Source organism: Henriciella sp. AS95 (genome assembly GCF_038900055.1).
Classification (GTDB): domain Bacteria; phylum Pseudomonadota; class Alphaproteobacteria; order Caulobacterales; family Hyphomonadaceae; genus Henriciella.
Genome location: NZ_JBBMQM010000001.1, coordinates 1930243 through 1945081 on the forward strand (window position 1 = coordinate 1930243; position 14839 = coordinate 1945081).

Here is a 14839-nt window from a genome sequence, read left to right on the forward strand (position 1 = left end):
CCGGCCATTGATGACGTCGATCATGGCGTCGCGCCGGCAGAGGTCCTGGCGCTCCGCGCCTGTTCAAGCTCGCCATCCTGCTTTCGCCAGTCCTCGTAATTCTGGGCCTTCACATGACCATAGCCCCGAACGTGCTGGATCGCTTCGATCCGCCCCGTCCAGTGGTGCAGGGAGGTTTCGTCCAGGGACGCGATGGCGCGGTCCACGAGTGCTTCGAATTCAGGGATGAGCTGGCGTTCCAGCTTGCGGTCTTCCGTCCAGCCGAAGGGGTCGAAAGGCGTGCCACGCAGAAAGCTGAATTTGGCAAGTATCTTGAGGCAGGGCCGCATCCACGGTCCGAACTTGATCTTCTGAGGGTGGCCCGAGGGGCCGGACTTCCGCGCGATGACCGGCGGCGCCATATGGTAGGAGACCTTCGCCTTGGCTCCGTACTTTTCGCGCAGCCGTTGCTCGAATTCCGGTGATGTCAGAAGGCGGGCGACTTCATACTCGTCCTTGTAGGTGAGCAATTTGGCATAGCTGCTCGCAACAGCGTCCGCAAAGCCATTCGGCGTTCCGCTGACGTCAGCTTCAGCGGCTTCAGCGCGTTTAACCAGTTGCTCGAAACGTTCGGCCAGCTTTGAACCGCCATAGGACCGCACCTTCTCTGTCAGGAACTGGCGGGACGGCGACAAGGTCTGGGTCGGTTCGCCTGAGCCGCGCCTGCTGCCAGCAGCGATTATCTCGCTTCGGCCAAGCTGGAGCGCCGCGAGATTCTTGCTGACCGAAACGCCCAGTTCCTGGATCGCGGCCTCAATCGATTCAATTTTTACCGGCAGGTATCCAGACTGTGCGGCGGCGCCGAGCAGGATGAGATTCGCCGCATGCGGACCGCCGATCTTTTCCCGTGCCAGATCGTGTGCCGACAGGACCGCCAAGTCCCGCACACCGCCCGCCAGATAGGCCTGCACATCGCTCTCGGAGAACTGGAAATCCGGATCCAGCTGAAAGTGTGCAGTCGGTTCGGCATGTTCGTCAGCGATCGCAATCGTGTGATCCGGATTCAGCATTGGAAAGGCGAGATTTTGCGTCGCTGCGATCGGGTCGCAGGCGATCAGGACATCGGCTTCTCCTGCCTGAATTTGCGGGCTTTTGATCGGCTCGTCATTTCCGATCCGGACATGGGTGACCACCGCTCCATTCTTCTGGGCAAGGCCGGTCATGTCGAAAGTGTGAGCCGTGCGGCCTTCGATCTTTGCGGCGCGGCTGATGATCTGTCCAAGGGTGACGATGCCCGTACCGCCGATGCCAGTAAGCAGGACATTCCAGGTTCTGCTGCTGTCACCGACAAATGCCGCTGGGGCTTTTATGTCGCCCGTCGTTGAAGGCGGGCTTTCAACCTGCTTGCCCTCGATGGATACGAAGGAGGGGCAGAAGCCCTCGACACAGGAAAAATCCTGATTGCAGCTTGCATGGTCGATGCGGCGCTTCACACCGAGTGGCGTCTTCAGCGGCGCGATCGAGACGCAGTTCGATTTCTTCGAACAGTCTCCGCATCCCTCGCACACAGCTTCATTGATCTCGACCTGTTCGGCGGGTGTTTCGAGCTGTCCCCGCTTCCGCATGCGGCGCTTCTCCGCGGCGCAAACCTGATCGAAAATCAGAACCGTGACGCCGGGGATTTGGGCCAGTTGTTTCTGGACGGTTTCGAATTCGGTTCGGGGATAGACCTTTACCTTGCCGGGCAAGGGCGTGCGATAGCGCTTCGGGAACTCCGCAACGATGGCGACCTCGGCAACGCCCTCTGCCAGACACTGACTGGCAATGATCTCAGGCGACAACGCGCCGTCATGTTCCTGGCCGCCCGTCATCGCCACAGCGTCATTGAACAGAACCTTGTAGGTGATGTTCACCTTACCCGCCACTGCTTGCCGGATGGCGAGGGTGCCAGAGTGGAAATAGGTCCCATCACCAAGATTCTGGAAGATATGCTGGCGATTTGAGAACGGGGCCATGCCAACCCAGTTCGCCCCTTCGCCGCCCATCTGGGTGGGCGGAAGGGTTTTGCGGTCCATCCACATCGCCATGGTGTGACACCCAATTCCGGAGAGGGCGATCTCGCCGTCTTCGACCTTGGTCGACCGGTTATGGGGGCAGCCCGAACAGAAATAGGGCAGGCGAGAAATTGGGGCAGGCGCGTTAAGGAGCGCCGCAGGGCCCGGCTCATCAAGCGCTGATGCCCGAGGGGCTTCGATATCCCTGGCGCGCAATTTGGGAAGAATGGCGCCCGCAACGGTCCTGGCGTCCAGCGATTTTGCTGCCGGTAGCTGGTACTGGCCGCCGGACGTCATCTTTCCGCTTATCGCCGGACGCGGTTCGGGCAGGTCGTAGAGGGCCGCGCGGATCTGGTCTTCGATGAGGTTGCGCTTCTCTTCGACGATGATCAGTTCGTCGTAACCTTCGGCAAAACGCCGGGCCGCATCGGGATCAATCGGCCAGACGAGACCGATCTTGTAGATGCCAATCCCAAGGTCCGCGGCGCTTTCGGGATTGAGGCCGAGGAGATCAAGCGCATCCAGGACATCGCCATAGGCTTTGCCCGATGTGACGATGCCGATGCGTTTGTGCGCCGGGCGGGTGATGACCCGGTCGATCTCGTTTGCGCGGGCAAACTCATGGATACGGGGTAGCCTGAACTCTTGAAGACGAGCATCAGCTGCCATCGGCTCGTAGCGCCATTGCACATTGACGCCTTCGGGCGGTGCCGGGGCAGGGTTGTTGGGGCGGTTTATCACGGGCGCCGACGGCAGCGGTGAAATCGTCGAGGCTTCCGCGAGCTCGTTCACGCATTTCAAGCCGATCCACAGCCCCGAATAACGGGACATCGCCCAGCCCTTCAGGCCGAACTCGATGATTTCAGGAATGGTCGAAGGGGCCAGGACGGGAATAGAAAAGGAGGCCAGCGTGTGATCGCTCTGGTGGGCCGTCGTCGATGACTTGCCCTGATGGTCGTCACCAGCAACGACAAGCACACCGCCATGTTCTGCTGCGCCAGCGAGGTTTCCGTGTCTCAGGGCATCACCAGCGCGGTCGACACCCGGTCCCTTGCCATACCACATCGCGAAGACACCATCGAACCGATGTTCCTGGAGAACTTGCCCCTGTTGAGACCCCCAAACTGCAGTGGCGGCGAGTTCTTCGTTCACACCAGGCTGAAAAACGATGCTGCGTTCAGCAAACTCAACTTGCTTGCGTTTGAACATCTGATCGAGCCCGCCGAGCGGCGAGCCTCTATAGCCGGAGATGAAGGCAGCCGTATTGAGGTTTGACGCCCGATCGAGATCGGATTGGAGGAGTGGAAGCAAGGCCAGAGCTTCGAGCCCGGAAAGGAGAGTACCATGCTGCATGTCTAATTGACCTCGACCAGAACTTTGCCTTGCGCCCGGCCGGCAATCACATCGGCGAGCGCTTGCGGGGCTTTTTCGAACCCCTTTCGGATATCTTCCCGGGCGGTCAGTTCGCCTTCACGCCACCAGGCCGCCAGGCGCGAAAGGGCCTCGGGAACCTTGTCTTCGAAGTCACGGATGAGGAATCCTCTCAGCATTGCCCGCTTTACAAGGATCGTTCTTAGATGCCTTGGTCCGGTGTCGGGCCGATCTGGATTTGCGTAGAAATCCATCGTTCCAAAGACGACGACCCGGGCGTGCAAGGCGAGATGGCTCATGGCAGCATCGTGAATTGTTCCGCCAACGGAATCGAAGAAGACATTGATGCCATCCGGAGCAGCCTGCTGGATCGCGGATTCCACATCGTCCGTCTTGTAGTTGATGGTCGCGTCGGCGCCGATTGACGTCACGAAGCGACATTTCTCGGGGCTGCCCGCGACGCCGATGACCCTACAGCCAAGCTTCTTTGCGATCTGGACGACGAGTGCGCCCACAGCGCCCGATGCAGCCGTAACAAGAACCGTATCGCCCGGTTGAGGCTGTCCAATCTCAGTCAAGGCCAGATAGGCGGACAGTCCGGATGAGCCGAGAACCCCCAGACTTGCCGAGATAGGCCAGGGACCGGTCTCAACGGCCCTGAGCTCATTGGCGTTGACCACGGCTTGCTCTCGCCAGCCGAGCCAGTGTTCAACGATGTCTCCAGATTTGAATTGCTCAGATCGCGATGCGACGACTTCGCTGAGTGCTCGACCGGTCATGACTTCACCGGGGTGGACAGCTGCGGCGTAACTTGATCTGTCCATGAGGCGCCCGCGAAGCAGGGGCTCGATTGACAAATAGCGTGCCTTGACCAGGACTTCCCCGTCCTGAAGTTCGGGCAAGTCGACTTTCGCAAGCTCGAAGTGATCGGCCCGCACATCGGCTGCGGGACGGCTGACAAGCTTCCATGCCAGACAATCGGTTTGTGTGACCGTGCTCATAACCCGCCTTTTCAGTAATTGCATGCAACTTGACTAGTGCATGCAATAATGCTGTGTCAACTCGAACATCAGGCAGTTGGAGAGGGCGGTCGGGTTTGGCCACGACAAAAGCAGTGACCCAGAATCATGTGTCCAGGGTGAGAGCCTGCTCAGCCCTGGCAGGCCTGCTCCAGGGCCACGATTACCATTGCTTTTCAAGGGGCTGAGAGGTCGCCGCTCAGCAATTGAGATAAGCGTCGCCGCTGTACTCAGGGGTGATGCACTTAACGTGAAGGGAAGAATAAAATGGATGAGATGCAGCGCGCTTTGATCGAAAAGCAGTGTGAAAGGCTGTCGATCAGATTTGCAAATTATGTCGACCAGGGGCGGGCTGAGGACGTTGCGACTCTGTTTTCGGACGATGGTTCGTTTTCCCGGGCTGGCCAGGTTCTCGATGGCCCTGACCAGCTGCGCGCGTTTCTGGAAAAGCGTCCGCCCGAACGCGTCACCCGTCATGTTTGTACAAATATCGACGTGAACCTGGTGAGCCCGAATGAAGCGACTGGGGTCACCTATTTTCTGCTGTTTGAAGGAAGCCGGGCGGCTGATTCCGAGGGGCCGCTGCCTCTCATGTCTCCAGCTGCCCTCGGGGAGTACCACGACACTTTCGTGCTCACTCCGCAGGGCTGGCGCATCAAAGAACGATCCGCCCAAGCCGTCTTTCGTCAAGTGGAGGGCTAATCATGAAAATCGTCAAATTCTCTTTCCAGAACCTGTTCGGTGAAGGTGTCGTCGAAGGTGACCAGGTTCGCGTCGCGCATCTGTCTGAGGTTCCAGATGCGCTCCAGGCGCCATTCACCCTGTCATCCAGAACAGAAACTGAAATCAACGATCTACTCGCGGGGGCTGGCAGAAGCATACCTTTGAGCGAGGTCGACCTGCTTCCGCCAATTCATCCTGCGTCGAAGCTGATTTGCCTTGGTTTCAACTACAAGACTCATGTCGAGGAAACGCACTCGGACATGGGTGAGGCACCGGCTCTTTTTGCCAGATGGCAAGACTCGATCGTGGGCGACGGCTCAGATGTCCTGCTTCCGCCCGAGTCGGACACGTTCGACTTTGAGGGTGAAATTGCGGTCGTGATCGGCAAGGGAGGGCGCCGGATATCGCCCGACAGCGCTGCAGGTCATGTCTTTGGCTACACATGCTTTTTCGATGGCAGTATCAGGGCGTTTCAGATGCATTCCCCAACGGCGGGAAAGAACTTTCCCAAGTCTGGCAGTCTCGGCCCCTGGATCATGACGGCCGACGAAGCGGGCGATCCCGCCGCGTTCGGTCTTGAGACTTACGTCGCCGGCGAGCAGATGCAATCCACGCGTGGAGACCTCATGATTTTCGGCGTTGCGGATGTCATCTCCTATGTTTCTCAATTCACGAACCTGTCGCCGGGGGACGTGATCGCGACGGGAACGCCAGGAGGTGTCGGTGCGAAACGGACGCCTCCGCGTTGGCTGAAGCCAGGTGAAGAGGTGGAGATCAGGATCTCCCCGATTGGAAGCCTGAAGAACACAGTTGCCCTGGAAGCCTGACCCGTGAAACGGGATATGAGAGATTTACTCATCGTTTGTGTCGCGGCCGGCTGGCATTGCTGCCTCCATGGTCGCGACCAAGCTTGGCCCAGTCCACACGGTTGTTGAGCGCCGAAGCGGGGTGCATCGCTACCCCCCCCCAGCCCCATGTCATAAAGGCAAGAGCTCATACCACCGTTGCTAAGGATCTCGCTGAAAAGCTCCGTGCTCACCTTCGTTTCGGGACGTCATGAGTTCTCATCGGTAATCCCTGCTGCCGCCAGATCTGGCAAATAAGGGCGCGAATCCGGGGTGGTCGTGGCTCTTCTCTGATGCGCCCTGAGGGCGATTTCTGAACGGGCACACTGTGTACAAAACAGCACAAAGACCGACATTGACATGCAAAATACGTAAATGTATGCAATGTTGCGTTTGCACGCATAAGAATGGCGATTTTCAGCACGGGCTCTCAAGAAAGCCCGCACGAAACGACGTGCATAGCCAAGCAATTGTGCATAGGGAGGAAACAACTTGCTTAAAATAAAATCGGGATACTGTGCTGCCACTTCACTGGTGACGGCCCTGGTGGCTCTTGTGCCGGCGTCTGCGTACGCGCAGGACGCTAGCGCTGAAGATGCGAACGACCAATCGAAAAGGTTGGGGACTGTTACGGTGACGGCGCAGAAAAGAGAAGAATCGAGCCAGGACGTGCCCGTGGCGCTGACGGCTTTCTCTGGCGACATGGCAGAAGAAGCAAACATCGTCGCCGTGGAAGATCTGGCACGTTTCACGCCCGGCCTGAATATCGTTCAGTCAGATGCCGCAAGGACGCGCATCCGGATCAGGGGCGTTGGCAGCCAGAAGTTCGACATCGGATCGGATCCGTCCGTGGGCGTCTTTATTGACGAAGTCTACATTCCCCGGTTCAGCGGCGCCGAATTCGCATTGCTCGATGTTGAACGTATCGAAGTTCTAAAGGGACCTCAGGGCACTCTTTTCGGCCGGAATACCCCTGGTGGTGCCATAAGCGTCATTACAAAAGACCCGTCAGACACGTTCGAGGGATTTGTTGAGGCGGGGATCGGCAACAAGGATAGCTATTCCTTCAAGGGACGAGTTGCGGGACCGCTCAGCGACACAGTCAGCGCCAGTCTGAACTATGGTGAGGAGACGGAGGGCGGCTATGTCAAAAACGACCTCACCGGCAACACGAATGACGAGACATCGCGGGCAGCGATCGCGAAACTCAAATTCGAACCCGACAGCACGCTCTCGATCACGGCCAGCCTCCAGTACACAGACATCGAAGCTGACGCCATCCTGGCCGGTAGCGAGGCAACGCTTCCGAACTCCCAGGCTTTGCCGTTATTCCTGTTTCCGCCGGGCTCTACAGTCACGGTCAATGATGATCCGTTTCTCGCGACGGCGAACCTAGATGGTGGCCTCAACATTAAATCAATCATGCCGATACTCAGAATCGAGAAGGATTTCGGCGACCTGACATTGACCTCGATCTCTGCCTACAGGGACAGCGAATTCGATGCCATTGAGGACTTTGACAGAACATCCGCTGATGTTGGCCGGACGGCTATCGAGGAAGAATCGACCACCTTCTCGCAAGAGCTTCGCGTTTCGAACGCAAACTTCATTGCGGGCCTATTCTTCTATAATGATGATGCATCACGGTCGGATGGTTTCAACTGGTATAGTGCGTCGGTTCCATACGCTCTGGCGGGGGGCAACATTGCAAGGGATTCGGCGATTGTTGACCTCGAGACAGAGAGTTGGGCGATATTCGGCCAGTATGAATTCAATCTCACTGACCGCCTCAGCCTGACACTTGGCGGTCGGTACACTGAGGACACGAAGAATTACACCCTCGCGGCGGAGTCGAATGCTCCGGGTGTCCCACCGGTAGCCGTGCCTTATGAGACGACTGGCGAGCTGACCTTTGACAGTTTTGATCCCAAGGCGTCGCTCGAGTTCAACCCGACCGAAAATGTGTTGCTTTATGCAAGCTATAATCAGGGCTTCAAGAGCGGCGGCGTGCAGTTCACGGCGTTCCGCGAAGCGCTTGCAGATCTCGTCTTCGAGCCGGAAGACATTGACGCCTACGAAATTGGCGTGAAGGCGGACCTGCTCAACAAGACCCTCCGCGTGAACTCCGCAGCCTACCAGTATGATTATGCAAATTTGCAGCTGCAGCGGGTTGAAGTGGTCGATGGAAGTCCATCTTCGGTCACCCGCAACGCAGCCGAGGCAGAGATCAAAGGGCTCGAACTGGACGTCACCTGGCTCCCGACGGACGAGTTGCTGCTGCGCGCCGGCTACAACTACCTCGATGCCACGTTCCAGGATTTTGTTCTGCCTCTGACCGGTGACGACCTGAGCGGGAATACGATGCCGAACAGCCCGGAACACACATTGTCTGCGACGATCGACTATCAGAAGCAGTTGAACAATTTGTGGACCCTGGGTCTCGGCGCAGACTGGTTCTGGTCAAGCGAACAGAACCATGACGTCTTTGATGATGATCCTGTCACACAGCAGGATGCCTACAATACCGGACAGCTCAGAATGTCGCTGACGTCGCCAAATGAGGGGATGCGGATATCGGTCTTTGCCGACAATGTGACGGACGAAACCTTCCCCCGAATCCTTCTTCGCCGCCAGACGGAAGTTCTGACGAATTATTCTGATGGTATTCGTTACGGGGCAAAGGTGCGGTTCAGCTTCTAGTTCCTCCCGCGTCTTGTTGGACTGGCCGCGCTCACGAACCGTGCAGCGCGGCCGCTTTTTTGGGACGCGATCTCACGCTAGCTCAGCTTTCGTCGAGATGGCAGGGCTGGTCGGCGGTTGTGCCTCCGGCGAAACGGCAAAGGGCGAATGCCTGGAGGGAGGGGACATGTCAGACAACGAACAGCTTGACAGGGTCAGGATAGGTCATCTCATCCTCCAGGAACGCGTTGCGCGCGATACTGGCAGGTGGGATCAGATGCGGGCGTGCTATTCGGGCAACTCCACTATCGATATTTCCTGGTTCAGGGGAAGCGGTTTCGATTTTGTCGACGTCTCCCGCGAGGCGGCGGACAGCGGCAGCGCTTCATTCCACAAAATGGAGCCCTGCCTTGTTGATATCAAAGGTGATCGCGCGAATGTTAATGTTGGCGTAGCCATTCACCTGCGGACTTTGATGAACAATGTGGAGGTGCTGCTCATCGGCCACGGACGCATGCTTTTTCGCGTCGAGCGACGTGCTTCAAATTGGCTCATCAATCATCTGACGGGCATTTATGTCATGGATACACTGCAGCCCGCCGTCCCGGGAGAGGCAGTGAGTGTCGATCGCGAGCGCCTCGCAACCTATCGCGCTTCATATCGATATCTCTCCTACCTGCTGGAATTGTCTGGCCGGCCGGTAAGCCAGGACCTGCCCGGCGTGGACAGGCCCGACAGCGTTGACGCCATCCTGACGGCAAATACTGATTGGCTAAATCAGTGATCTAATGGAGGAGGCAGCGCGCTCACTATTGAGCCGCAAGAAATCGGAACGAGTTCTGGTGATCAGTCTTTGACAAGTCGCAGGAATGGATAGCGCTCGATTTCTTCAGAGTTCTCCTGAAGCGATGTGAGAACGCGTTCGAGGTTTTGACGCGCATTGTGGATATGCTGCTTCAGGGCGTTTTCTGCCCGGACAGAGTCGCGCGCAACAATCGCCTCGTAGACCCATTTATGGTCCTGCTGGGCGCGTTCGATCACGGCTCGAATTGATTGGAAGTCGCGGGTCGTTGCCGCGATGGATTTGGCCGCGGCGAGCGGAATGGATTCGAATTTCTGCATCATTTCACAAAGCACTTCATTGTCCGCCGCCTTGATGATGGCATTGTGAAACTTTCCGTTGATGTCGGCGAACATCAGGGCATCTGAATAGTCGAGCTCTTCTTTCAGCAGGAGGCCATCAACCTGAAGAAGATACCCCTTCAGGTCCGAGTTCATTTCACGCGAAATGCCATTATGAGCTGCCAGCCGGGCTGCCATGCCTTCGAGTGTTTCGCGAACGTCAACAGCAACCATAATATGCTTGATCGAAAAACGCCGGACGACGAAGCCGCGATTTGGCGTGTATTCGAGCAGGCCCTCATTTGCCAGTTCGGTGAGGGCGAGCTTCACTGGCGTCCGGGATGTGTCGAGCCTCTCGGCGATATGCTTCTCTTGCATACGTTGACCAGCCTCGAACTCGCCCGTCATGAGCAGTTCGCGCAGTTTGGTGACAATATATTCGGTTTGAGTGGCCACGGAACATCCCTGTGTTTTACACTCATTGTAGTTTAGACGCGTTTGTCGGAATCGACAAGATTGCATGCACCTGCAGCTCAATCGACTTCAAATTGGCCGGCCATCCTGTGTTTGCACAATGACTGGCGGACCACTGCAGCCTGCCCAACCATCACGCTCTACCCTGGTCTGTAGTGCGCTTGAAGAATCCGAGGTTTTCTCCAGCTCGGCGCAGTTCCATTATCACGCTTCCAGTTCATGGGTGCGACAGAAATGACCATGCGTACTGACAGATTCATGGTTGCCAACAAGCATGCAATAATACAAAAAGTATGCACAAATTCGGTTTTATTTTCCGAGACAGATGAAATTCACAAGGAAGAGGAGCGGCGGCCATGAGGGAATTCCCGGTAACAATCGTAGGGGGCGGGCCTTCCGGGCTTCTGGCGTCCGCGCTGCTGACTCGTCATGGCATCGAGCACCTCGTGGTTGAGGCCCGCCAAGGGCTCCACAGGGCGCCGCAGGCGCATGTGCTGAACACCCGCTCTTTGGAAATATTTCGGCAAATTGGCGTGGATACCCGAATTCTGGACGCCGCGACGGTGGTGGAGAAGCAGCGCTACATCACCTACTTCGATCAGCTCAAGGGGCTGAGCTACGGGGCTCTGGACATCGGTGCGCGGCGGAGCGGGCAGGATTTCCTGGAATCGCTAAGCCCGACGCGCGCAGCAAACCTGCCGCAGGACCAGCTCGAGGAGATCCTCTTCGAGAAAGCCCAACAGAGCGAGGTCGCTACCATCCGTTTTGGCACGCGATGCACCGGCCACGCGCAAACGTCTGACGGGGTGATCGTCGATCTGTCGGATGAGAACGGACAGGACTATCAGGTTCGCTCAGACTATCTGATCAGCGCTGAAGGTGCTGGCAGCGGCACGCGGCGCCGAATGGGAATTGAAATGGAGGGGCCTGTCGGCATTGCTCATTTCATCACCGTCTATTTCAAAAGCGACCTTGCCGGGCTGTTGAAGGGCAGGGAAGGGGTGGTGCACTGGTGCCTGAACCTGAAGACCCCAGGAATACTGGTCGTGCACGATGACAAGGAACGCTCGGTTCTGATGATCCAGTACAATCCCGAGACCCATTCCCCAGAAGATTTCACTGAAGCAGTGTGCGCCGACTATCTGCGCAACATTATTGGAGACGAGTCGCATCCGTTTGAAATCAAAAGCCTCGATACCTGGGTGATGAATGCGCAGGTCGCCAAGTCCTATGGCGAAGGACGTGTTTTTCTCGTTGGTGACGCCGCTCACCGTTTCCCGCCAACAGGTGGTCTGGGGCTGAATACCGGCGCCCAGGACGTGTACAATTTTATCTGGAAACTGAGAGAAGTCCTGAGCGGCAATGCCGAAGCCAGCCTGCTTGAGACCTATGAAACCGAGTGCCGCCCGATGGCCTTGGTGAACTGCCAACACAGCCTGACGAATATGCTGAGGGGGGTAGAGGTGCCAAATGCCATCGGCCTTGGAGAAGATGCGGATTTATCGGAGACGAATATCGCCATCCTGAGACAAGGCGGTCAAGCTGCGGCCGAAAGGCAAGCGACGATTCAGGAAGCAATCGAAGGGCAGTTGCCGCACTATGTGTCCTACGGACTGGATCTCGGGAGCGTGTATGAGGCGGGCGCCCTGGTGCGCGATGGCGAGGCGATCGTCGATGCGGCGGAAAACCCGGTCGAGTACCGGCCGAATGCTCAGCCCGGAGCCCGGTTCCCCCATTTCTGGGTGAAGCATGGCGGTGTTCGCAAGTCAGTGCACGACCTGTTGTCCTATGATGGGTTCACGATGATTGTCGGGCCGGACGGTAGCGCATGGAAATCGCTGCTCGCTGAGCTCGATGAGTGTTCCTTCGGCATCAACCTTGTGGAAATTGGACCGCAACAAGCGGTTCAGAACGAGGATGATGCGCTAGCTCGCCTTTGCGGAATAGCCGGCGACGGCGCCATACTGGTGCGTCCGGATGGCCATGTCGCCTGGCGTGAAAAGTCACTCCCCGCCAATCCCAAGGCCAGTCTTGAGCAGGCGATCGCTGCTGCGTTTCCGACAAAGTTGCGCTGGCGTGATGATGTCCCGGCGGGCGCTCACTGAACGGCCTGACGTATCGTACGGCGCGGGTGAAAATCTGTTCCCGGGCCTTGCGGTGGAGACAATAGAGCTTAAAAGCATGCAAAGTATAAAAAGCATGCTTTATGGTTCGGCATGCGAATGAGCTGGGTGCGCCAGCCAGGAGGAAGCATAGGTGTTCGAGATGATCATGGACCGATTTCTTGTCGCAGGCAGACGTGTTGCTCTGACCGGCATTTGCGCCCTTGTGTCGGCTTGCATGCCGGCCCAGGGCACTGAGCAAGAGGCGGCAGTCGTCGAGGCGGGCAGTCGGCAGCCGAACATCATTGTTATTCTCGCCGATGACCTTGGCTTCAATGATATTTCGCTCAACGGGAATCCGCTTGTTCGAACCCCGAACATAGATCGGCTCGCGACGTCGGGTATCCGCTTCAGTCACGCCTATTCGGCAAATGCCGTCTGCGCCCCGTCCAGGGCGGCGCTTCTGACCGGACGACACCAGCAGGCCTTCGGTTTTGAGTTCAACCCAATCATTCCTCCGTACATTGAATCGCTGCCTGCAACGCAGGCGGACGTTACTGAGACCGGGCCCGAACACACTGGAACGTCCAAGGATCAGTATCCGCCCATGAGCGAGATCGGCATTCCGGATTCCGAGCTAACGATCGCACAGCGCCTGAAGGCGGCAGGATATTCTACGGCTCATATTGGCAAATGGCACCTGGGCAGCGCGCCGGGCAAGCGGCCTGCGGATAAAGGCTTCGACAGGGTCTACGGTTTCCTCGCTGGAGCAGCGCTTTTTGCGCCGGCTGACAGGGACGGAATCGTCAACGCCCATCTCGAGGACCCTTTCGATGCGATGGTCTGGGCGAACGTGACGAACGCGATTAGTGACGATGGTGAAATCATCCATCCGGACAGGCATCTCACGGATGCCTTCGCAGATGAGGCCGTCGAATTCATCAGCGAGAACAGGGAAGACCCGTTTCTGCTCTATCTCGCCTTTAATGCGCCGCATAACCCGCTGCAGGCGCGGCAGGACTATTACGACCGCCTGTCCTTCATCAAGGACCACAAGACGCGCGTCTACTATGCGATGGTCGAACAGCTCGACGACGCGATCGGACGGGTCCTGGACGCCGTCGATGAGGCCGGCCTGTCGGAGGACACGCTGATCATCTTTGCCAGCGACAATGGCGGTGCGTCCTACACCGGTATTCCAGTTCATAATCTGCCTTATCGCGGCTGGAAGGCGACCTTCTTCGAGGGCGGTATCGTTGTACCGATGCATGCCTACTGGCCGGGACACATTCAGCCCGGTCAACTGGTGACAGATCCCGTCAGCCTGCTCGATATCGCGCCGACCATTCTGGAAGCAGCAGGTCTGCCAATACCCGAGACGTTCGATGGCCAAAGCCTTATCGGTGCGGATGCAGTCTCCAGCGATCCATCAGTGAGCCGGCCATTCTTCTGGCGCGCCGAGCACTACAGGGTCGTGCGCGACGGGAAATACAAGCTCCAGATATCTGAATTCCCCGAAAAAACTTGGTTGTTCGATCTGGAGAAGGATCCCGGCGAGCACGTGAATATTGCCGACGCCCATCCTGACATTGTGAGCCGCCTGAAAGACGAGCTTTCGTCTTGGGAGGCCACACTCGCCGAGCCGATCTGGCCGGCAATGGAGCGGCGGCGGGAGTTTCTGGATGGGTACCAGGACCCTGAAGTTCCGGACCAGGAATACATCTATTATCCGCTGTGACCGGCAGGGCCGGACGCGCGCGGGTGACTGAAATGCCGACTGGCGATCAATATGAGAGGAGCCAAAATGGAAACGAAGCTGCAGTACAAGCGCTCGCGCGAAGCCAGCGACCGCATTCGCCCCGCCTCACTGGCGCACATCGTTCTGCGCACCGGCCAGCACCAGAAAATGGTGGGCTGGTATGAGCATGTTCTCAACGCGGAGATCGTCTATTCCAACGATCATCTGACGTTCCTCACCTATGATGACGAGCACCACCGGATCGCAATCGCGAAGCTTCCTGTGACCGGGCGCCGGGACAAGAGCCGCGCAGGCGTCGATCACATCGCTTTTACCTATGAGTCCCTCCCATTGCTCCTGGAGAACTGGAGTCGGCTGCAAGAGGACGGGATTGAGCCGATATGGTGCATCAATCATGGGCCGACGACGTCCATGTATTATCAGGATCCTGACGGCAACGTGCTTGAGCTGCAGGTCGAGAATTTCGAATCAGACAGTGAAGTCGATGAGTGGATGAGCTCTTCGGATTTCGACATCAATCCGATTGGCGTTGATTTTGATCCGGCCGAAATGAAGCGCAAGTTCGATTCCGGGGTTCCGGTCGAGGAGCTGAAGGTCAGACCCAGGATCGGTAAACGGAGCGCCAGCACAGTTCCAACGCCTTATATCGGCAAGTTTGCCGCCACGATGACACGTGTCGCGAAACTGCTCGGCAAGGACGTTTAGTCCATCC

10 protein-coding genes are annotated in these 14839 nt (G+C 57.5%); 7 read left to right on the forward strand and 3 right to left on the reverse strand.

Translation table 11 applies throughout. The annotated features are described in order from the left end of the window. Nucleotides 1–20: 20 nt before the first annotated feature. Together WNY37_RS09595 and WNY37_RS09600 are read right to left on the reverse strand one after the other, a co-directional pair. The gene (locus WNY37_RS09595; RefSeq protein ID WP_342973171.1) at nt 21–3386 is read right to left on the reverse strand and encodes an indolepyruvate ferredoxin oxidoreductase family protein; all 3366 of its coding nucleotides are present in this window, start codon (nt 3384–3386) and stop codon (nt 21–23) included. 2 nt (nt 3387–3388) lie between these two features. Beyond that, entirely contained in the window at nt 3389–4405 is a 1017-nt protein-coding gene (locus tag WNY37_RS09600; RefSeq protein WP_342973172.1) for an NADP-dependent oxidoreductase, read from the reverse strand. Nucleotides 4406–4690: 285 nt separating this feature from the next. On the opposite strand from WNY37_RS09600, the gene WNY37_RS09605 reads away from it, so the two are divergent. The 4 genes from WNY37_RS09605 to WNY37_RS09620 all read left to right on the forward strand — a co-directional run bounded on the left by WNY37_RS09605 (nt 4691) and on the right by WNY37_RS09620 (nt 9454). Next, nucleotides 4691–5125, forward strand: a complete 435-nt coding sequence (locus WNY37_RS09605) for a nuclear transport factor 2 family protein (RefSeq protein WP_342973173.1) — start codon at nt 4691–4693, stop codon at nt 5123–5125. Nucleotides 5126–5127: 2 nt separating this feature from the next. Beyond that, nucleotides 5128–5973 carry a fumarylacetoacetate hydrolase family protein gene (locus WNY37_RS09610; protein ID WP_342973174.1) on the forward strand — a complete coding sequence of 282 codons (846 nt, stop codon included), beginning with the start codon at nt 5128–5130 and terminating at the stop codon, nt 5971–5973. A 651-nt stretch (nt 5974–6624) separates the two neighbouring features. Continuing rightward, nucleotides 6625–8691 (forward strand): TonB-dependent receptor, encoded by a 2067-nt coding sequence (locus WNY37_RS09615; RefSeq protein ID WP_342973175.1) that lies wholly within the window; start codon nt 6625–6627, stop codon nt 8689–8691. Between the two features lie 97 nt (nt 8692–8788). Then, nucleotides 8789–9454, forward strand: a complete 666-nt coding sequence (locus WNY37_RS09620) for a nuclear transport factor 2 family protein (protein WP_342973176.1) — start codon at nt 8789–8791, stop codon at nt 9452–9454. A 62-nt stretch (nt 9455–9516) separates the two neighbouring features. Here the strand turns inward: WNY37_RS09620 and WNY37_RS09625 are convergent, their stop codons facing one another. Further along, on the reverse strand, nt 9517–10248 hold the full coding sequence (locus WNY37_RS09625; protein WP_342973177.1) for a GntR family transcriptional regulator: 732 nt from the start codon (nt 10246–10248) through the stop codon (nt 9517–9519). Nucleotides 10249–10622: 374 nt separating this feature from the next. Here WNY37_RS09625 and WNY37_RS09630 point away from each other — a divergent pair, with 374 nt between their 5' ends. The 3 genes from WNY37_RS09630 to WNY37_RS09640 all read left to right on the forward strand — a co-directional run bounded on the left by WNY37_RS09630 (nt 10623) and on the right by WNY37_RS09640 (nt 14832). Continuing rightward, nucleotides 10623–12371 (forward strand): FAD-dependent monooxygenase, encoded by a 1749-nt coding sequence (locus WNY37_RS09630; RefSeq protein WP_342973178.1) that lies wholly within the window; start codon nt 10623–10625, stop codon nt 12369–12371. A 160-nt stretch (nt 12372–12531) separates the two neighbouring features. Beyond that, nucleotides 12532–14106: a sulfatase gene (locus tag WNY37_RS09635; protein ID WP_342974890.1), complete on the forward strand. Its 1575-nt coding sequence runs from the start codon at nt 12532–12534 to the stop codon at nt 14104–14106. A gap of 66 nt (nt 14107–14172) precedes the next feature. Beyond that, complete coding sequence (locus tag WNY37_RS09640) at nt 14173–14832, forward strand: VOC family protein (RefSeq protein ID WP_342973179.1); 660 nt, start codon at nt 14173–14175, stop codon at nt 14830–14832. The last annotated feature ends 7 nt before the right edge of the window (nt 14833–14839 follow it).